The sequence below is a fragment of the Paenibacillus wenxiniae genome, from assembly GCF_039822605.1.
In the GTDB taxonomy this organism is placed as follows: Bacteria; Bacillota; Bacilli; order Paenibacillales; family Paenibacillaceae; genus Saccharibacillus; species Saccharibacillus wenxiniae.
The window spans coordinates 174,465-194,581 of sequence record NZ_JBCGUH010000004.1; the positions used below are offsets into that span (position 1 = coordinate 174,465).

The 20,117-nt window shown below is 47.3% G+C and carries 13 protein-coding genes and 1 CRISPR repeat array; of the genes, 5 read left to right on the forward strand and 8 right to left on the reverse strand.

The window, feature by feature from the left end; translation table 11 throughout:
• Window positions 1-323: 323 nt before the first annotated feature.
• Window positions 324-1,553, reverse strand: coding sequence for a chromate transporter (locus AAHF22_RS09585; protein WP_347324776.1), 1,230 nt, complete (start codon window positions 1,551-1,553; stop codon window positions 324-326).
• Window positions 1,554-1,806: 253 nt separating this feature from the next.
• Between AAHF22_RS09585 and AAHF22_RS09590 the strand changes: the two genes are divergently transcribed.
• The 3 genes from AAHF22_RS09590 (at window position 1,807) to AAHF22_RS09600 (ending at window position 4,365) form a co-directional block, all read left to right on the forward strand.
• Window positions 1,807-2,748 (forward strand): helix-turn-helix transcriptional regulator, encoded by a 942-nt coding sequence (locus AAHF22_RS09590; RefSeq protein ID WP_347324777.1) that lies wholly within the window; start codon window positions 1,807-1,809, stop codon window positions 2,746-2,748.
• A gap of 79 nt (window positions 2,749-2,827) precedes the next feature.
• Window positions 2,828-3,328: a DinB family protein gene (locus tag AAHF22_RS09595; protein WP_347324778.1), complete on the forward strand. Its 501-nt coding sequence runs from the start codon at window positions 2,828-2,830 to the stop codon at window positions 3,326-3,328.
• Window positions 3,329-3,363: 35 nt separating this feature from the next.
• Window positions 3,364-4,365, forward strand: a complete 1,002-nt coding sequence (locus AAHF22_RS09600; RefSeq protein ID WP_347324779.1) for a BtrH N-terminal domain-containing protein — start codon at window positions 3,364-3,366, stop codon at window positions 4,363-4,365.
• Window positions 4,366-4,602: 237 nt separating this feature from the next.
• On the opposite strand, the gene pruA is transcribed toward AAHF22_RS09600, so the two are convergent.
• Window positions 4,603-6,174 carry an L-glutamate gamma-semialdehyde dehydrogenase gene (pruA, locus tag AAHF22_RS09605; RefSeq protein WP_347324780.1) on the reverse strand — a complete coding sequence of 524 codons (1,572 nt, stop codon included), beginning with the start codon at window positions 6,172-6,174 and terminating at the stop codon, window positions 4,603-4,605.
• Window positions 6,175-6,398: 224 nt separating this feature from the next.
• On the opposite strand from pruA, the gene AAHF22_RS09610 reads away from it, so the two are divergent.
• Window positions 6,399-8,171, forward strand: a complete 1,773-nt coding sequence (locus tag AAHF22_RS09610; RefSeq protein ID WP_347324781.1) for a sigma-54 interaction domain-containing protein — start codon at window positions 6,399-6,401, stop codon at window positions 8,169-8,171.
• A 333-nt stretch (window positions 8,172-8,504) separates the two neighbouring features.
• Here the strand turns inward: AAHF22_RS09610 and AAHF22_RS09615 are convergent, their stop codons facing one another.
• On the reverse strand, window positions 8,505-9,419 hold the full coding sequence (locus AAHF22_RS09615) for a proline dehydrogenase family protein (RefSeq protein ID WP_347324782.1): 915 nt from the start codon (window positions 9,417-9,419) through the stop codon (window positions 8,505-8,507).
• A gap of 720 nt (window positions 9,420-10,139) precedes the next feature.
• A CRISPR array of direct repeats spans window positions 10,140-11,710; the repeat unit is 32 nt; unit sequence GTCACTCTCCGTGCGAGAGTGTGGATTGAAAG.
• A 666-nt stretch (window positions 11,711-12,376) separates the two neighbouring features.
• On the opposite strand from AAHF22_RS09615, the gene AAHF22_RS09620 reads away from it, so the two are divergent.
• Window positions 12,377-13,594, forward strand: a complete 1,218-nt coding sequence (locus AAHF22_RS09620; protein WP_347324783.1) for a nitrate/nitrite transporter — start codon at window positions 12,377-12,379, stop codon at window positions 13,592-13,594.
• A 426-nt stretch (window positions 13,595-14,020) separates the two neighbouring features.
• On the opposite strand, the gene AAHF22_RS09625 is transcribed toward AAHF22_RS09620, so the two are convergent.
• The 5 genes from AAHF22_RS09625 to AAHF22_RS09645 all read right to left on the reverse strand — a co-directional run bounded on the left by AAHF22_RS09625 (window position 14,021) and on the right by AAHF22_RS09645 (window position 20,053).
• The gene (locus tag AAHF22_RS09625; RefSeq protein ID WP_347324784.1) at window positions 14,021-15,052 is read right to left on the reverse strand and encodes an ABC transporter substrate-binding protein; all 1,032 of its coding nucleotides are present in this window, start codon (window positions 15,050-15,052) and stop codon (window positions 14,021-14,023) included.
• A gap of 381 nt (window positions 15,053-15,433) precedes the next feature.
• Window positions 15,434-16,405, reverse strand: coding sequence for a galactofuranose ABC transporter, permease protein YjfF (gene yjfF, locus AAHF22_RS09630; RefSeq protein ID WP_347324785.1), 972 nt, complete (start codon window positions 16,403-16,405; stop codon window positions 15,434-15,436).
• A complete protein-coding gene (locus AAHF22_RS09635) occupies window positions 16,395-17,435 on the reverse strand; it encodes an ABC transporter permease (protein WP_347324786.1) in 1,041 nt (346 codons plus the stop codon). Before AAHF22_RS09635 ends, yjfF begins: the two co-directional genes overlap by 11 nt.
• 5 nt (window positions 17,436-17,440) lie before the next feature.
• On the reverse strand, window positions 17,441-18,952 hold the full coding sequence (locus tag AAHF22_RS09640; protein ID WP_347324787.1) for a sugar ABC transporter ATP-binding protein: 1,512 nt from the start codon (window positions 18,950-18,952) through the stop codon (window positions 17,441-17,443).
• Between the two features lie 93 nt (window positions 18,953-19,045).
• The gene (locus AAHF22_RS09645; RefSeq protein ID WP_347324788.1) at window positions 19,046-20,053 is read right to left on the reverse strand and encodes an ABC transporter substrate-binding protein; all 1,008 of its coding nucleotides are present in this window, start codon (window positions 20,051-20,053) and stop codon (window positions 19,046-19,048) included.
• Between the last annotated feature and the right edge of the window lie 64 nt (window positions 20,054-20,117).

Below are 20,117 nucleotides of genomic sequence, written 5' to 3' on the forward strand. Positions count from 1 at the left end.
GTGTTAGGAAATCGAACTCTTATGTAAGTGATGGTTATCGAAAGTAGTCATAGCAGGTTGTTCTTTTATCGTAAACTGCCATGACTACTGGGAAAAAGAATAACATGAACATTTCTTGTAACCGTGACGATTTATAATGCTAAACTTTGATACACATACACATACACATACACATACACATACACATACACATACACATACACATACACATACACATACACCTACACCTACACCTACACCTACACCTACACCTACACCTACACCTACATCTCTAATGACTTTGCCAGCTTGTCAGCACAGCTACCTAAAGCTCACGGAATACCCTACCCAGTCACCATCGTTAGAAGCAAGCCGCCGACCGCTCCTGTGACGACAACGATCCACGGTGACAGCTTCCAATACACCAGCATACTGAACAAAATAGCTGCCATTGCAAAATCGATCGGCTTAAAGATCGAGCTAGTCCAGATCGGATCATACCAGGCAGCGATCAACATCCCGACTACGGCTGCATTCACGCCCATAAATGCTCCTTGAATCGCGATATTGCGGCGTAAATCATTCCAAAAAGGCAATGCACCGAGCACAAGCAGAAAGGCAGGCAGGAAAACCGCTACCGTTGCCATCATTCCGCCAGCCCAGCCCTCCATCACCGTACCGAGATAGGCGGCAAATGTAAAAAGAGGACCGGGAACTGCCTGTGTAGCTCCATAGCCGGCAAGAAAAGCTTGCGCACTCAGCTGCCCATTCGGTACAAATTCACGCTCCAGTAGCGGTAATACAACATGTCCACCACCAAATACAAGCGAGCCTGCACGGTAAAAGCTGTCCACCATCGCTACCCAGTGCAGCGAAGTCAACTCTCGTAATACAGGCAATCCAGCAAGCAAAGCGAAGAACACTAGCAGACAGATCGCTCCTGTTTGACGTGATACAGGGAACTGGACATTTGGCCGGTCTTCCATTGTTTCGCGTGTTTCGCGCTGCCTGTAGAGCCTATAACCGATCAAGCCAGCAACTACGATAATGACCAGCTGTGAATACGCGGTTTGCCATAATAATGTGCCGACCATAGCGAGCAAAGCGATCGTTTTACGTTTTAGATCAGGGGTGAGTTTTTGCGCCATACTAACAATAGCTTGAGCAACGATAGCAACAGCAACGAGCTTCAATCCATGAAGCCAACCCGCGCCGTCTACCGACATATGCTGCACAATCAAGGCGAATATGATCAGCGCTATAACCGAAGGCAACGTAAATCCAAGAAACGAAATAATCCCACCCAGCACACCACCACGTATTACGCCAATACCAATGCCTACCTGACTGCTTGCAGGTCCCGGCAAAAACTGACATAGCGCCACCAGATCGGCATAGTGCTGCTCATTCAGCCATTTTCGACGACGTACATATTCCTCATGAAAATACCCCAGATGCGCAATTGGCCCGCCAAATGACGTTAGCCCAAGCCGGGTAGACACAAGGGCTATTTCTAACAAACGTTTCATATGTCCGTGCTCATTGTTTGGTATAGATGTATTCATACGTTTCATCCAGTAACTCCTTTACTATGTATTGCATACAGATCTGCACACGCTAAAATAAACATAAATCCTTATAAATCAAGCTCATTTCCCACCGATCATAGCACATACTGTACGCAGCGACAGACCATTTACAAAATCTTTACAAAACCTATACAGACTGCATACATAATGCGGGCTGCAAGCAGCACACCGTCGTTTATTCGCATTTTAAAAAACGATCATCCAAGACGAATAAAATGTACGAAAGGAGTCATCGTTTATGAAAATATATCGCCTGCTTGCTATTACAATGATGCTGCTAAATCGCAAACGTATTAGCGCCAGGGAGCTGTCAGAACGGTTTGAGATTTCGCTTCGCACCGTATACCGCGATGTGGAAACGATTACGCAGGCAGGTATTCCGATTTTGTCCCATGCTGGCGCGAATGGCGGCTATGAAATTATGGATCAATATCGATTGGACAGGCAGTTTCTGTCACTTGAGGAGCTACAGTCTATTATGATCGGACTCAAAGGAGTTTCCGTCGGTGTTGGCGAGCAGGAAATTGGAGTGCTGCTGGACAAGGTGGGCGCGCTCATAGCCAAGTCAGAGCACAATATGCTCACCGAGCTGAATAATCAGTTGATCATTGATCCGAACCCGTGGTGTAGCACTACAGATAAAGATAAACTTCACTCCATTCGTAATGCCACTCGTCAGCGGCAATTGCTACGCTTTGTCTATACAGATTCATACAGTAACGTGTCCACGCGCACCGTAGAGCCGATGACCATCGTGATGAAAGGTTTTAGCTGGTATTTGCATGCCTTTTGTTTGCTGAGGCAGGAGTATCGTATCTTTCGTCTATCCCGTATGAAAGAACTGGACGTGTTACCCGCGTTATTTACACGGCGACCGGAGCCAGTCCTTACACTCGGGTATGAACAGCACAATAAAACCTCATCCCCTTACGTCAGGCTGGTTTTACAGCTACAGCCGGATGCCCGTGCACAGGCAGAAGATTATTTTGGTGCTGAGCAGATCGTTACCCAGTCGGATGGCACTCTGCTTATTACATCGCAACAACCGGAAGGAGTATGGCTATATCATATGTTGCTCAGTTACGGGCCGAGTCTACGTATTGTAGCGCCTATTCGTATTGCCGATATCGTCAAACAAAAAGCCCGGCAAATCGTAGAATTGTATACCGAAAAACACTGACACACAGTTGTCAGTGGAGATCGTCTACAATGGGGTTACTACTCGCCGATAGAGGGCGTGATCCCAGAGGAGGCCGATTATGTTTACAACAATTCAAGCTTTTGCAGACGAATGGAGCAGTATGTCCAGCACTACACAGCATGTACTGGATACACTAACCGATGATTCGTTAGATCAGGGAAGGGAGTCTAACGTCCGACCACTGGGACAGATCGCATGGCATATCACCACCACGATTCATGAAATGGTTTCGCGTACCGGACTGCAATTTGCTGCACCCGAAGGTGGGGAAAAAGCACCATCCTCGGCAGCACAAATTGCCGATGCGTATCGATCGGTATCGCATGCGATGCTGGAAGCGATTCAGCATCAATGGACCGATGCCAATCTTACTCAAATGAGTCATATGTATGGTGAACAATGGGCAAATGGACTCACCCTGCGCGCTGTCATCGTACATGAAATCCATCATCGAGGACAAATGTCCATACTGATGCGTCAGGCTGGATTGCGTGTACCGAGCATCTATGGGCCAACACGAGAAGATTGGATGGAACAGGGCTTGCAGCCGGCATTGTAGCAATGAACAGCTACATGAAGGTGAGGCATACATCGATGAACACCTCCGCCAATACTGCTCATATCATGATTGAAGGCTTTACACCGTATGCTGGTAATCATTGCGAGACGACTGCGATCGGTAATTTATTACAACATACTGGCATTCATTTATCTGAGCCGATGCTATTCGGATTGGGACAGGGACTTGGATTTATTTATTGGGATTCGAAAGCGATGGCGTTCCCTTTTATCGGAGGACGCAGTAAACCGGATACCGTCATCACGAACCTTGCCGAAGGGCTTGGATTGATCATCCATGTGCAAGAAACGTCATCGATTTCTAAAGCATGGCAACACGTACAGACGCAGCTTGAACGCGGAATACCCGTCGCACTCAAATTAGATGCGTATGACCTGGATTACTTTACCAACAAAGTCCATTTTGCTGGTCACTATGCGGTTATTTACGGTTTTGACAATGACTATGCTTATATGGCAGACACGAAGCAACAGGGTGGCTCCGTACAAACGAGACGCACCAGCTTATCTGCGGCCAGAAGTGCGAAAGGGTTAATGAGTTCGCGCAATCGTTCGGTTACACTTGAGCCGATCGATCCGTTACCACCGCTTGCGCCAGTGATTCGTCAGGCACTAAAGAGTAATGCCCATACGTATTTGAACGCGCCCATACGTAATATCGGTAACAACGGCATAATCAAAATGAGTAAAGCTATTTTAACGTGGCCTGCTCGCACTACCGATATAGAAGGTCACTTCGGTCTGACTGCTATGCTGATGGAGCGAGCAGGAACAGGAGGAGCTTTATTTCGGAATTTGTACCGCGATTTTCTACGAGAATGTATCGACCTGTTAGCCGATCGTCAAATCGAACAAGCGTATCAGTTATTTGTACAGATCGCTCCACTGTGGATTGCTGTTTCCACAGCGATCGAACAGGCAGGCCAAACAGCGGATGAACAATATTTACGCCAGGCATCTGCGCTATTAATCGAAATTGCGGACAAAGAACGCACTGCAATGGAATTATTACTGTAAATGGCTTCAGCCATAACTATACGTATAGGCTCTTCTTCTATACTCATCTTCGATTCAAAAAGGCAGCGATGCTTCCTACACAGTATAGGATTCATCGCTGCCCTGTATACGTTATGCTATTTTTAATCTAATGTGTTCTCATCCATCGTTCAGTTCAGCTACTCCGCTTAGTCACTTAGTTTATTCATTTACTTTACCCACTCCGTTCAGCCACTCCGTTTAGCATCACTCCAACCTTTACCCCAGCTTGCGCGAAGTCAATTTCGCCTGCGTAAACAGCAGCAAGTAATCATGGCCGCCTGCTTTGGAATCCGTTCCGGACATATTAAAGCCGCCAAATGGATGCGCGCCTACAAGTGCGCCTGTGCATTTACGATTGATATACATATTACCGCAGTGCATTATCTCCAGCGCTTCAGTAATACGTTGTTCATCTTTGGAAAAGAAGGAGCCGGTCAGCCCGAACTCGGTATCATTATAAATGTCGATCGCTTCACGATAATCTGCCGCTGAACAGAGTGCCAGTACAGGGCCGAATATTTCTTCCTGCATAATACGTGCATCACGCTTTACGTCTGCGAATACCGTCGGCTGAATGTAGTAGCCATTCCCAGCTGCACGTTGTCCGCCAGTGAGCAGGCGCCCTTCGGATTGGCCGATTTCGATATAACTCATAATTTTGTCGCAGGAGGCTTGATCGATAACCGGTCCAATCGGATAGTTGTCCTGGGGCAGCCCGATCGATAGTTTGCCTGTCAGCTCGGCAACTTTACGCACTACTTCATCGTAGACGGATTGCACGATAATTGCGCGTGATCCAGCAGAGCATTTCTGACCCTGGAAGCCGAATGCCGATGCGACGATCGCTTGAGCGGCTGCATCCAGATCGGCTGTTTCATCCACAACGATACCGTCTTTGCCACCCATTTCCGCGACCAGTCGTTTAATCCAAATTTGACCCTTTGCCGTATCTGCGGACAGCTTGCTTATACGCAAACCGACCTCTTTGGAGCCGGTAAAGCTAATAAAACGTGTTTTTGGATGTGTAGTCAAGTAGTCGCCAACTTCCGCGCCACTACCCGGTACATAGTTGATCACACCCGGTGGCAATCCGATTTCCTCCATCAATTCTACAAACATATGCGCAATAACCGGTGTAGTTGAGGCTGGTTTGAGCAGTACCGTATTACCGGATACGATCGCAGCTGTTGTCATTCCGACACAGATCGCGAGTGGGAAGTTCCACGGTGGAATCACGATGCCGACACCAAGTGGAATGTAGGTCAGTTGGTTTTGCTCACCTGCAACCGGAGTGAGCGGCTGTGTTTCGTTAATACGAGCCAGACGCAGCATTTCACGTGCATAGAACTCCATAAAATCAATAGCCTCGGCGGTATCCGCATCTGCTTCCGCATAGTTTTTACCAGCTTCCATAATCATCATCGCAGAGAAATCATGCTTGCGTTCGCGCATCAGTGCAGCCGCTTTGAACAGATAGTCAGCCCGTTCGGAAGCAGGCACCTTTTTCCATTGTTCAAATGTGTTCAGTGCGGTTTGCATCGCTTGCTCGGCAAGTGGTTGATTCGCTTTGCTTACCAGCCCGATCGTTTGCTCGGTTTGTCCCGGATTGATCGATGTGATCACCTCATCCGTAAATACGTGCTCTTTGCCGATATGAAGCGGAATTTTACGTCCCAATTGCTGCTTAATACGTTCCAGTGAAGCTTTCATCGCCTCACGATGGGCAGGCTGGCTAAAATCGGTAAATGGCTCATTAGCAAAAGGTTTAATATCGGTCATTTTATTCATCGTCAGTTCTCCTCTCAAATTAGAACAAGCGTTATCTAACTCCAATCGTCTAAACGTAAACTGACTCATCGACCGAAACTGTTCAATTCGATCGGCAAGTGAACAAAGCATGGACGAAAAATAAGAAACGGCAATTTTGCTAGACTGACAAGTATCAAATCGGTTGTAACACGACAAGCGCTCATGTAAAATGAATACAAAATAACATGAAGTGAGAGGTTGTCATGTTCAATAATGAACAGATTCAAATAGAGAAACAATGGACGCACTTACAGCCGGAACAAGACCGTGATGACCTGTTGCGATTGCTGGCATCCCAGCCAGCGGTATGGTTACAGCATGGGGCTGAACATTATGTGTTTACAGAAGCGGATCTGCGATTTTGGCGTCAATGGAATGGCGATCTGGCTGCTGGTGTGAGCTGTTTTGAGCCGTCGATCGTCATTCAACCGACAGGCTGGAGCGATTCTGCTTACGAGTATATGGTGCTACAGCATGTACCCCAGCCTATGAATCGTCCTGTTATCCTGGTGAACGAAGACGGCGTACCGCAGGGCTGGCTGACTGCGGATCGTCTAGCAGCTCAGCTTCTTCGTCAGAAGCAACGTGCTGAGCTATATCTGGATGCATTACTCGATACCGTGACCGATGCGGTAACCGCTGTCGATGGCAACGGAACGGTCATTTGCTGGAACGATACAGCGGCGCAAATGTACCATATTCCGCATGAGCGCATTATCGGTCGTACGATCGACGAATTGTTCGATCCAGAATCACTGATGCTGCTCCATGTGCTCGATAAAGGTCGCAAAGTGCGCAACATGTACCATCAGTCGTCGGAAGGCACCCATGTGCTGATCAACGCTTCACCGATTATGGATGCATCCGGTACGATTGTGGGCGGATTGGCTTCCGAGCAAGATATTACCCATCTTGTGAAGCTTAATCAGGAACTATCGACCGCCCAGGCAAACATTCATGAGACATTGCCGCGCGGTGATGATCCATTCACTTTGCTGGATGGACAAAGTCATAGCATTAGCAAAGTGGTACGTATCGGCAAAAAGGTCGCTGAGCTGAATACGCCTGTGCTGTTATATGGAGAGACAGGTTCTGGCAAAGAGCAACTGGCACGGGCGATTCATCTGGCTGGTAGCGGTGCGGAAGCGCCATTTTTAAGTGTAAACTGTGGTGCTATTCCGCCGGGCTTGCTGGATAGTGAACTGTTCGGCTTTATCGGTGGCACGTATTCCGGTCAGGATATTCAGGAAGCAGGCAAGTTGGAGCAGGCAGGAGAGGGTACGCTATTCCTGAATGAGATCGATCGCCTGACTCCTGAAATGCAAAACAAGCTCTGCCGTGCCCTGAAAACACGTGTATTCCGTCGGTATGGTGGGCAGGAAGAACTGCCGCTTCATTGCCGACTGATCGCCGCCAGCCGCCACGATCTGGAACAACGGGTCACCAGCGGACAGTTCAGCTCAGAGCTGTACTATGCGCTTGGCATCGTAACGATCGCTGTACCTCCGCTGCGTGAACGCAGAGAAGATATTGCGATACTCGTACACATGTATTTACGCGAATTTGCGATGCAATATCATCGACCGTTACCGAAGCCCACGCCAGATGTGATGCTCGCCTTTGCCCGTTACGATTGGCCCGGTAATGTCGCCGAATTGCGTGCAGTGATTGAGCGCTGCGTCATTTTGAGCGATGGCGACGAATTGAATCCTGAGCTGTTGCCGGACAATTTTCAAAAGCTGCTGCATTTCCCTTCTTCAGCGCCCGTTCATTTGCCCATTCACCCTCGTCAGAGCGAGCAGCCTGTAATTCAGCATCAAGGACTGAAAGCTCGCATTACGGATGAAGAAGAGAAGGCACGGATTGAAGAAGCGATTCGTAAGGCATCCGGCAACAAAAGTATCGCTGCCCGTATGCTCGGCATCTCGCGTGGTACGCTGTATAACAAGATGAGCAAGCACGGGATGAACTCGTAGAGTACAGATGCGATTGGCTAGCTGTGGTATTGTGCTACAGGAAGCACCATTGTGGATTCCCTTCGCTTATCGAAGACCATCATGTCATAGGTTTCATGAATCCAGTAATTCCATGCTAGCCTACTTCGTGCATATAGCTATTCATCTACGTAATGCGTAGTCATATATCATCGTCCAACAGTCTTCAGGTGGTTGCACGCTTCGGTACAGCTGCCTGTAATGAAGTGGATGATGAGTGGATGAGGTAACTATAGTATGCAATGGCGTTTTGTTCAGCCGTCTTTGCCCTGTGCAGTAAGCTTTTACATGGGGGAAAGATGGCTTTTTGTATGTTCAGCGAAATAGATTTTTCATCACGAACCAGACATTGGCAGGACGCTCTGCTAGACGGCGCATATTGTAGCCAAACCAGTCACGTCCGTAGGGGACGTACACACGTACTTTATAGCCTTCTTTAACGAGCCGCTTTTGCAAATCTTCGCAGATGCCGTACAGCATTTGAAATTCAAATTGCTCTAGCGGAATGCCGCGCTGCGCTACTTCTTGTTTGACAAACTGTACAATCTGTTCATCATGGGTAGCGATCGCTGTATAATTACCGTGCGTCAGATGCTGGAGAATGATTTTGCGGTAGTTGGCATCCACATCTTCTTTCGCTGGAAAAGCGACGGTAGCGGGTTCTTTGTACGCACCTTTAACGAGTCGTAAATTGGCGTGTAGCTCATTCAGATCATCCACATCCTGTGAAGTACGGAACAGGTACGCCTGTAGCACGATGCCTACATTGTCATATGACTTTCGCAACTCACGATACAGATCAAGTGCAGGCTGACAGTGCGAATAATCCTCCATATCGATACGAACGAAGTTGCCGTATTGCTGCGCTCGCCCGACAATTTGCCGCATATGATCCAGACAGAGCTGACGGTCAATATCCAGTCCAAGCGAGGTCAATTTCAGCGACAGATTCGATTTGACACCGCTCTCATAAATCGCATCCAGTGTAGCCAGACACATGTCCAACGACTCCTGTGCTTCCTCCCGTGTTGAAATAAATTCCCCCAGATGATCCAACGTGGCGAGCCGTCCATCCACATTCAACTGCCGCACCGCCTGCACCGCTTCATTAATCGTGACCCCTGCCACAAACCGCTTCGCTCCAAACCGCAGCCCATACTTCTTCGCCATCCGATTCGCCGACGGATTTTTCGCCAGGGATTGAAACAGATTCCGAAGCACCGCTTCCATAATATCCCTCTTTTCATAAAAGCTGTTGAATTCAACTTTATTCTAGCCAAATGATCATAAAATGTACACAAAAATGTTCAAAATAATACGAATTTTGTGGGGGAATTTATTCATTAGTGGAATTTTGTTCAATATTGGACATTATAATGAGTGGTATATGCTATTATGTAGCTGTTTTGGTGAAGAGGGACACCACTCCGTGAAGGAATAAGGGGACAGGCTCCCGTCTCGCACAGGAATCTACGGAGTAGAAGAAAATGTAGATTCCCGTGCTCAAAAGTCGCCTTTACCCCTTATTTCCTTCCCTCCGTTCTGTGCTTGTTGCATCGTTGACAGCAATAATTGCATGCTGGATGTGTAACCGTGCTCAATATGTGACCAGGGGATTTTAATACAAAGACCAAATTCGAATAGACCTGAATAACATGTAGAGCTTGTGAAGAAATAATATATTTTAAAGAACTAGAGCAAGCTCGTAGTTGTAGCCGTTTGGAATTTTTGAAATGACGATTAGGCAAAGAGGGGCAGATACGTAATAACATTCATAATAAAGTGCGAACCCCAAGCTCACATAAAATCCCTGGGAGGTTCGCGCTCCTTGCTACATAAGGGATTTGAGAGTTTTTGTTGTATTTTATGCTTGCTTCCAGTACCCTGAAAAAGAGGTTCGCGATTTTGAACTGTTTTTCCCTTGATATGAAAGGGCTGAAAAGGTATGCAGTCACTCTCCGTGCGAGAGTGTGGATTGAAAGTTCCAAAATGACCCTACGTTGATGCCAAGGTTTAGTCACTCTCCGTGCGAGAGTGTGGATTGAAAGATCGGTAATGGTGTTATTATCATATGCCACATCCGGTCACTCTCCGTGCGAGAGTGTGGATTGAAAGTACATGGACCGCACCACGTTCGAGTACGATCTGTGTCACTCTCCGTGCGAGAGTGTGGATTGAAAGAAGAACAACCCAAGTGAAAGGAACAAGTGAAAGGAGAGTCACTCTCCGTGCGAGAGTGTGGATTGAAAGTGTATATTTGAAGCTATCTACAGTAAAGTCAGCATCGTCACTCTCCGTGCGAGAGTGTGGATTGAAAGTTTAACCCATCGAATAACGGCTTACCTAATGTACGGTCACTCTCCGTGCGAGAGTGTGGATTGAAAGTACGCAGCACTTTATCTATCGTAAACGAGTAAATTGTCACTCTCCGTGCGAGAGTGTGGATTGAAAGAGCGTAAATGTATGACACTTACCACGGTTAAAAAGTCACTCTCCGTGCGAGAGTGTGGATTGAAAGGCTACCGTACTTATGGTCTGTTTCTTCATCATCCGTCACTCTCCGTGCGAGAGTGTGGATTGAAAGGCTACCGTACTTATGGTCTGTTTCTTCATCATCCGTCACTCTCCGTGCGAGAGTGTGGATTGAAAGGCTACCGTACTTATGGTCTGTTTCTTCATCATCCGTCACTCTCCGTGCGAGAGTGTGGATTGAAAGGATTGTCAAACATGTCACAACCAAGAGCACCACGGGTCACTCTCCGTGCGAGAGTGTGGATTGAAAGTACGAAGGATTTGCTGAATTCTGCCGCGTACACATGTCACTCTCCGTGCGAGAGTGTGGATTGAAAGAGTCAATACTTAACGAATAATTAATGTTGACTTTGTCACTCTCCGTGCGAGAGTGTGGATTGAAAGATTTATAGATACTATCGCAATGGAGACGGGATCAACTTCGTCACTCTCCGTGCGAGAGTGTGGATTGAAAGGAATATGGAATACAGTAGAATAACAGAATGATTGTCACTCTCCGTGCGAGAGTGTGGATTGAAAGGATCTGCCAAGCTGTCACATTCCATGACTGGCTGTGTCACTCTCCGTGCGAGAGTGTGGATTGAAAGCGGTATGCGCTTCATAGGTACTGTTCATATCTGCGTCACTCTCCGTGCGAGAGTGTGGATTGAAAGATTGCTCCTAACAGCTCATTATTTTCAAAAACGTGTCACTCTCCGTGCGAGAGTGTGGATTGAAAGTGATTATTGATCAAATAGCTTTGATCCTTCTTTGTCACTCTCCGTGCGAGAGTGTGGATTGAAAGTGCCCATAGCCACGTGTTACACGCGATGGGGAATGGAGTCACTCTCCGTGCGAGAGTGTGGATTGAAAGTACTTGTGGATCACCAAAATCAACCTCAATTTGAGTCACTCTCCGTGCGAGAGTGTGGATTGAAAGTTCATCGGAAAACTCATATTCCTCTACAGTAAAACGATGTCACTCTCCGTGCGAGAGTGTGGATTGAAAGATCGTATTTAAATCTTGCTGAATATCGAATCCCTTTGTCACTCTCCGTGCGAGAGTGACCTTTTTTTGCATGTTCTAATAATCAACCTCACCTAAATTGAACATCTGTACAATAAAAGCCTGCACTATATTCGTATTCATACTTTGGTTGCGATCCGTGCAGAACGGAGGCAAGGAAATAAGGGGAAAGGACGACCTTTGAGCACGGGAATCTACATTCTCTCCTACTCCGTAGATTCCTGTGCGAGACCGGAGTCCGTCCCCTTATTCCTTGACGGAGTGGTGTATGCTCCAGCACATCCAGTCACACTTACACACCCACTTAATAAATGTTATATAAAATAACTCAATATGTAATATATTCATGAAAAAATATACAAAAGTCAGTATTTAAGCCATATCCAAACCACGAAATCGAATCACAAAAATTTATTTTCATAATTTTAAGTAAAATAAGTTGACACAATCCAAACTTATTTCTATAATTTGAATCAAATTCACTGTTCGGTGATTCATAAGCTAACATCAACAATCACAATGATGTGCTTGTTGCAGGCAAAGATGCCGCAATTTCGCTCTGGAGTCCAGGGTGAGTTGCGGCTTTTTTGTGGATTGTGGTCCATAAGTGCTTATGAATCATCGTAAAGACAAAGAGGGAGTGGAATGGATGGAGGCAAAAAGTTTTTGGAAGAGCGGGCATAAGCCTACGTTGTTCGGGTCGTTTTTGTATTTTGATATCAGCTTTATGATCTGGGGGATGATTGGGCCGCTGAGCGTGGTCATTGCACAGGATTATCCGATGGATCCGGTGCAGAAGGCACAGCTTGTCGCTTTGCCGGTATTGGGCGGTTCTATTCTGCGTCTGTTGCTTGGCTTCCTGTCCGATCATATTGGGCCAAAACGGACGGCGCAGATGGGGATGTTGTTCACCTTATTGCCGCTGTTGCTTGGCTGGCAGTGGGTGCAATCGCTCGATCAGCTGTATGTTGTTGCACTGCTGCTCGGTATTGCGGGTGCTTCATTTGCGGCTGCGTTGCCGCTGGCAAGTCAGTGGTATCCGAAGGAGCATCAAGGTTTGGCAATGGGCATTGCGGGTGCGGGTAACAGCGGAACGGTGCTGGCGACATTGTTTGCGAACCGGATCGCTCAGCATTTTGGTAGCTGGGAAATCGTGTTTGGTCTGGCGATGATTCCGATGATTATTGTGTTTATCTACTTTAGTATTTTTGCGAAAAATAGCCCGAATCGTCCGGCGCCGAAGACGATGACGCAATATGCATCGGTACTGAAGCAACGAGATACATGGGTGTTCTGTGCATTTTATTGTGTGACCTTTGGTGGTTTTGTAGGTCTGGCGAATTATTTGACGATTTTCTTTAATGCGCAATACGGTTTGTCGGCGGTGCATGCAGCGGATATCGCGACCATTTGTGTGATCGCGGGCAGCTTTTTCCGTCCAGTTGGTGGCTATCTGGCTGATAAAATTGGTGGTACACGTATGTTGATGTATTTATACGGCGGAGCTGGCGCTATGCTGATCTGCGTATCATTTTTGCCACCGCTTGCGATTGTCGTCTCCTTATTGTTCGTCGGTATGATGTGTCTCGGTGCAGGCAATGGATCGGTGTTCCAGCTAGTGCCGCAACGTTTCTCCAATGAGATCGGTCTCGTGACAGGAATTGTCGGCGCGGCAGGTGGATTGGGTGGCTATGCGCTTCCGATGATTCTCGGTAATCTGTACAAATCGACAGGCTCGTATACATCCGGTTTTATCGTACTGGGCATTGTCGCTTTCTGTGCACTCGGTTTGCTGGCGGTTATGCAAAGCAAATGGCGTGGTAGCTGGCTGAAGCAGACGACCGCTCCATTGAGTGAGTCGGCTTAATTTTCATCTATACACATCAAAAGCAGATGGCTCTCACTTGGATCAAGTGGATCATCTGCTTTTTGTGTTGGATGCCAGGGCGTGTCCGTAAACTATTTTTGCTAGGATAGACATCTCTCTGGCAAGCAATAAGAGTATACGTGCCGGTCTCGGACAAGAGTCTATGGAGTGGAAGCAAGGAGTACGTTGTCAATTCCTGCGTTCAAAGCTCGTTCGTACCTCTTATTTCCTGCCTCTATCCTGTGCTACATCCATCTATCCGCATTTGCATTGGAGTAGGTGAACATACTGGCACATGCACATCAAAGCTCATCGTTTAAGCAACATTTTATAGTTTAAGCAACGCTTTATAGTTTGAGTCACACGTTACGGCACGAAGGGAATAAGGAGAAAGGATGAACCACAATGTACCCTACTAATATTCGCCTAATATTTACGATTCGCTAACTCCCTCGCAGCTAATTCCTGTGTGAAAATATCTTCCGGTGTGATCATTCGTTTGGGCAATGTGCGACCAGCCATAATCTCTTTTGCTGCCTGCATCACCAGTGGGCCAAGAAGCGGATTGCATTCGACGACCGCATTAATATGTCCCTGTACCATCTGTTCAAATGCACGACGGGTGCCATCTACTGAAATGATAATGATGTCGCTCCCCGGCTTCAAGCCAACTTCCTGCATCGCTTCGATCGCTCCGATCGCCATATCGTCATTGTGGGCAAATAATACCTGGGGCCAATTTTTCCGGGGCTGGCGCAAAAATTCTTGCATCGCTTCTTTACCGCCACTCTGGGTGAAATTGCCTGGTTTCGATTGCGTAATTTGGAATCGTTTGTCCGATTCAATCATTTTTCGAAATCCTAAGCCTCGATTGACCGAAGGCGTGGAGCTGACCGTTCCTTGTAGTTCAGCGATACGAATCGTGCCTGCATGATGGCGCATGCGATCGATCATATATTTGGACGCTTTAACCCCTTCTTCATAAAAGTTAGAACCGATAAATGTCACATATAGCGAGCTATCGCTGATATGTAATGATCGATCGATAATAATGACCGGAATATCCGCAGCTTTCGCTTCTTTTAAAATCCCTTCCCAGCCCGTTTGAACGACCGGTGCAATCGCGATAATATCCACATCGCGACGAATAAAGGAGCGAATCGCTTCAAATTGCTTGTTCTGATCCTGCTCCGCATTCGTCATAATTAACGTAATATTCGCTTCTTTCGCCGCTTCTTTGATAGAGGCGGTATTTGCCTGCCGCCATGTACTTTCGGAGCCGAGCTGGGAAAAGCCGAGCACGATCGGCTTTGTCGTTGTCGAATGGATGGGCGACTCATAATCGGTGACGACAGACACTTCATCCGCTGACATCGTCGTTGGCTTCGATTCGCTGCTTCCCCCATCACAGCCAGATAAGAACAGCACCAGCAGCAAACACCAGTTCACCCATCTCATACAGAGCCTCCTTAATGATAGCGTTTTCAAAAAAAGGAAAATATATCTGGATGTTGGTTGTAAAATAGCCTTTGCCCAGAAAAACGTTCAAAATGAACATGACCAAATCCCAATTTAGAAAGTAACCTCTCTATTGATCGGTAGATTTGCCCTGACTTGCATTCGTTATAGATGTGTACCTGGTTTTGAGATGCAGATCGACGGGATGTTGCTTGTGTGTATTGTTTAGAAAATAAGGATGATCAAACATTAAATCGAATTAGCATCACAGGTAAAATACAAATGAACATAAAGTATTGGGAAACACGTTCATGTGTTTCCCAATGTAAGTGTAGTGTATGATTACTTCGTAGGTGTACCCTTTCCCAATACAAGTACAATCTACGATTGTTTCTGTGCCGAGCGCCTGGCGCTTAACATCCGTTGCAGCAAAATAAAGATGAACAGCAGCAGGCCAATCGCAATCTTCGTCCACCAGGAGCTTAATGTACCTTCAAAGCTAATGATCGTCTGAATAATGCCCTGAATCATAACGCCGAAGAACGTTCCGAGCAGGTAGCCTACGCCACCGGTTAACAATGTGCCCCCAATGACCACCGCAGCAATCGTATCCAGTTCAAACCCTACCGCATGCAGTCCGTAGCCTGACAGCATATAAAAGGTGAATACGACTCCGGCGAGCGCCGAACAGAATCCACTCAGAGTATAAACCAAAATTTTCGTGCGCGCTACAGGAAGTCCCATCAACAGCGATGACTGCTCATTACCGCCGAGTGCGTATACATTGCGACCGAAACGGGTATAGTGAGCAACATAGATGGCGATCACGACGACAATCAGCGCGATCACAGCGCTAATGGAGAGCGAGTTTCCGCCAGGCAAAGGGATTTTGGTCTGTGCCATCGCTGTATAAAACGGATGATCGATCGTGATCGTATCGATACTGATCACATAACAAAGACCTCTAGCCATAAACATACCTGCCAGTGTGACGATAAAAGGCTGAATTTTAAAATAGTGAATGATCGCGCCCATCACACTGCCAAAACATGCACCCATCATCAGTACGAGCGGAATAACGATAGCGGGTGACCATCCATGCTGCTGGACGAGACTGGCGGAAATCATCGTGGAAAGTGCAATCACAGAGCCAACAGACAGATCAATGCCACCTGATAAAATGACGAACGACATCCCGACAGCAGTAATGAACAGAAACGCATTATCGATCAGCAGATTCATCAGCACCTGAAATGAGAAAAACCCGGTATATCGAAATGACCCTACAGCGAACATGAGCACAAACAGCATGATCGTAACGACGATCGGAATGTATTTACGATTAAGATACACGACGGGCGACCTCCTTTTTCACTGAACCCTGTTTTTTCTGCCGACGATATCGGATGGACGAGCGGAATGTCTCGGATTGAATTAGACATACTGCCAGTACGACAAATGCTTTGACAACGAGCGTGATTTCTGGTGGAACGCCGATCATATAAATCGTTGTCGTTAGCGTTTGAATAATTAATGCGCCAATCACTGTACCGGCAAGATAAAAGCGACCCCCGTTCAACGAAGTTCCGCCGATCACGACCGCAAGAATCGCATCCAGCTCATACCAGAGGCCTGCGTTGTTGCCATCCGCGCTGGACACATTGGAACTGAGCAACAATCCAGCTACCCCTGCACACACACCGCAAAAGATATAGACCGAGAAAATGACCACTGTAGCTCGAATACCTGCCATTCGACTTGCCGTCGGATTACAGCCGACCGATTCGATAAACAAACCTAGCGATGTTTTACGTGTTAACACGAGCGCAATAATCAATGCCAGTGCCACGACGAAAATGGAAAATGGCAGTGTAGCCAATGAGCCGGAGCCGATATACGAATAGCTGCTGCTCGTTACCGTAATAATTTGTCCATCGGTTACAAGTTGCGCGATTCCGCGTCCAGCCACCATCAGAATGAGCGTCGCGATAATCGGTTGAATACCTGCCACCGATACGAGCAGACCGTTCCAGGCACCGAGAATAACGGATAGACCGACAGCGAGCAGAATCGAGAACGTAACCAATCCGAACGCATTTTGATCTGCCCCTTTGCTGATCGTCAGGCAGGCGATCGCTCCGGATATCGCCACAATCGAGCCGACCGAAAGGTCAATTCCTTTAGTCGCGACGACGAGTGTCATCCCGATGGCGACCAGCATAAGCGGAGCGCCAAAATTAAGAATATCGATCAGACTGCCGTACAAATGACCGTCATGCAGCGTAATCGAGAAGAAATCTGGCGAATACAGCAAGTTAAATAGCAGCAATGCAGCCAGTACGCATAGCGGCCAGAATAGATGATGCTTATACACTTTGCTCATATTGCTCAACCTCCTGCAATTGCCTGCATGATTTGCTGCTGGCTCATATTCGTATCGGTAAGCTCTGTCACTTTATGGCGATCACGCAAGATGGCGACCCGATCGCTTACCCGCAGCACTTCTTCTAGCTCAGAGGAAATGAACAGGAATGACATGCCCTGACGGGATAAAGAGAGCACAAGCTTCTGAATTTCTGCTTTGGCTCCAATGTCAATGCCCCGTGTCGGTTCATCCAAAATAAACAGTTGAGGGGAGGTGAGCAGCCAGCGAGCGAGCAGAACCTTTTGCTGATTGCCACCGCTTAAGTTTTTGATCAGATGCTCTGGATTCGGAGGATTGATATTTAACATGCGAATGTATTCATCCGCGTACTGTTCCTGCTGCTTGCGAGAGATGGTACGGAACATGCCCTGCTTCGCTTGCAAGGCGAGAATAATATTTTCCCGCACACTCAGATCGCCGATAATGCCTTCCGTTTTGCGATTTTCCGAGCAGAACGCAATCCGATGACTAATTGCTTCACGCGGCGTTTGTACACCTGATCCGCCATCGGCGAATTTTAATTTGCCGGAGTCCGCTTTATCGGCACCGAAGAACAGGCGCGCCGTTTCCGTGCGACCGGAGCCAAGCAACCCGGCTAATCCAACGACTTCGCCTCGATGAATCGCCAGATCGAACGGTTCGATCGCGCCTTTACGACCGAGTCCTGCTGCGGTTACCAGCACTTCATTTGCAGCGATTTCATGATCTTCCACGAGCTGTGGCAATTGTTCCAGCAAATTCAGCTCTTTGCCGATCATTTTGAGCACCAGATCCAGTCGCGGTAGATCTTTAGCCATATACTCGCCGATCAATTCACCATTTCGCAAAATCGTGACCCGCTCCGAGATTTCATACATCTGATCCAGAAAATGCGTGACAAATAAGATCGCCAGCCCTTCGGATTTTAATTTCTGAATGACACGAAATAGCTGCTGTACTTCGTTTTTGTCGAGACTGGAGGTTGGTTCATCAAGGATCAGCACTTTGGCTGAAATATTAAGCGCTCTGGCAATAGCGATGAGTTGCTGTACAGCCACCGAATACATAAATAGCGGCTCGGTCACATCGATCCGTAAATTCAAACGCTCACTCAGAATTTGCTCTGCACGTTTGTTCATTTCTTTCCATACAATACGCCCAAACCGTCTTGGTTCTCTGCCGATAAAAATATTTTCAGCTACCGTTAGGTTCGGACATAGATTCACTTCTTGATAGACCGTGCTGATGCCGGCAGCCTGCGACTCCAGCGGACTTTGCATCGAAACTTGTACATCGTCCATTTCTACAACGCCTTCATCGATGGAATAGACGCCGGTAAGCACTTTGATCAGTGTCGATTTGCCCGCGCCGTTTTCGCCCATCAGTGCATGAACTTCGCCCGGAAATAGGCGCAGACTTACGTTGGTTAGTGCGTTGACGCCTGGAAACCGTTTATGAATGTGCTTCATCTGAAGCACGGGCTTCTGCGTGTTCATTTCAGTATTCACTCCTCTGATTGAAGTTGAAAATCAAACACTCCGGCAGCGACCCAGGCGACCGGAGTGGCAAAATGGATAGTCGACGACCGATTAATACGCGCGATTCGGCAATGCTTCTTTCGCCTGTTCGGAAGTGAATGTCGTTTCTTCTGTGACGATTCGCGGCTCTACCGATTTGCCGTCAACGACATTTTTAACGATTTCCATCAATTGAGGTCCAAGCATCGGATTACACTCCACGATAAAATTGATTTTGCCTTCGCTGGCAGCTTGCATGCCATCTTTGACCGCATCGACAGAGATGATCTTAATATCCTGACCTGGTTTCAAACCTGCTGCTTCAATCGCTTGAATCGCTCCGAGCGCCATATCATCGTTGTGTGCATACAGCACATCGATATCTTTATTCGCTTTCAAGAACGCCTGCATCACTTCTTTACCTTTGGCACGTGTAAAATCGCCTGTTTGTGAAGCGATCACTTTCAGATGCGGATTCGCGGCAATCACTTCGGCAAAGCCTGCCATCCGATCATTGGCTGGTGCGGAACCGGTTGTGCCTTGCAGTTCGACAATGTTCACATCTTCTTTTGTATCTTTATATTGTTCGGACAGCCATTTACCGGCTTTGCGACCTTCTTCTACAAAGTCAGAACCGAGGAATGTCACATACAGCGATGTATCTTTGGAATCGACAGCACGGTCAGTCAGCACGACCGGAATGCCAGCGTCTTTAGCTTCTTTAAGTACGGTATCCCAGCCGGATTCGACAACTGGAGAGAAGGCGATCACATCTACTTTTTGCTGGATAAAGGAACGAATCGCTTTAATTTGATTTTCTTGCTTTTGCTGTGCATCGGAAAATTTCAAATTATAGCCTGCTTCTTTGGCGGAATCTTGGATCGATTTGGTGTTTGCGCTACGCCAGCCGCTTTCTGCCCCGACCTGTGAGAAGCCGAGTGTAATATTGTTGCCTGCTTTTGTTGCTGAACCATCGCTTGCAGTACCTGCCTGATTGTTTCCATTGTTGGCGCATGCGCCCAGTACCGTCATACACAGTGTCAGTGCCAGAACCGCTCCCATTTTGCCGAACTTTTTCATATTCCTTATTCCTCCCCTTTATCGTGTACCATCGTTTGGTGATGAGTTAATTATAAAGCGCTTT

Excerpts from the sequence above, each read along its gene's own strand:
- AAHF22_RS09585 (WP_347324776.1), bottom strand. The coding sequence starts at position 1,553 with ATGAAACGTATGAATACATCTATACCAAACAATGAGCACGGACATATG.
- AAHF22_RS09590 (WP_347324777.1), top strand. The coding sequence starts at position 1,807 with ATGAAAATATATCGCCTGCTTGCTATTACAATGATGCTGCTAAATCGC.
- AAHF22_RS09595 (WP_347324778.1), top strand. The coding sequence starts at position 2,828 with ATGTTTACAACAATTCAAGCTTTTGCAGACGAATGGAGCAGTATGTCC.
- AAHF22_RS09600 (WP_347324779.1), top strand. The coding sequence starts at position 3,364 with ATGAACACCTCCGCCAATACTGCTCATATCATGATTGAAGGCTTTACA.
- pruA (WP_347324780.1), bottom strand. The coding sequence starts at position 6,174 with ATGAATAAAATGACCGATATTAAACCTTTTGCTAATGAGCCATTTACC.
- AAHF22_RS09610 (WP_347324781.1), top strand. The coding sequence starts at position 6,399 with ATGTTCAATAATGAACAGATTCAAATAGAGAAACAATGGACGCACTTA.
- AAHF22_RS09615 (WP_347324782.1), bottom strand. The coding sequence starts at position 9,419 with ATGGAAGCGGTGCTTCGGAATCTGTTTCAATCCCTGGCGAAAAATCCG.
- AAHF22_RS09620 (WP_347324783.1), top strand. The coding sequence starts at position 12,377 with ATGGAGGCAAAAAGTTTTTGGAAGAGCGGGCATAAGCCTACGTTGTTC.
- AAHF22_RS09625 (WP_347324784.1), bottom strand. The coding sequence starts at position 15,052 with ATGAGATGGGTGAACTGGTGTTTGCTGCTGGTGCTGTTCTTATCTGGC.
- AAHF22_RS09635 (WP_347324786.1), bottom strand. The coding sequence starts at position 17,435 with ATGAGCAAAGTGTATAAGCATCATCTATTCTGGCCGCTATGCGTACTG.
- AAHF22_RS09640 (WP_347324787.1), bottom strand. The coding sequence starts at position 18,952 with ATGAACACGCAGAAGCCCGTGCTTCAGATGAAGCACATTCATAAACGG.
- AAHF22_RS09645 (WP_347324788.1), bottom strand. The coding sequence starts at position 20,053 with ATGAAAAAGTTCGGCAAAATGGGAGCGGTTCTGGCACTGACACTGTGT.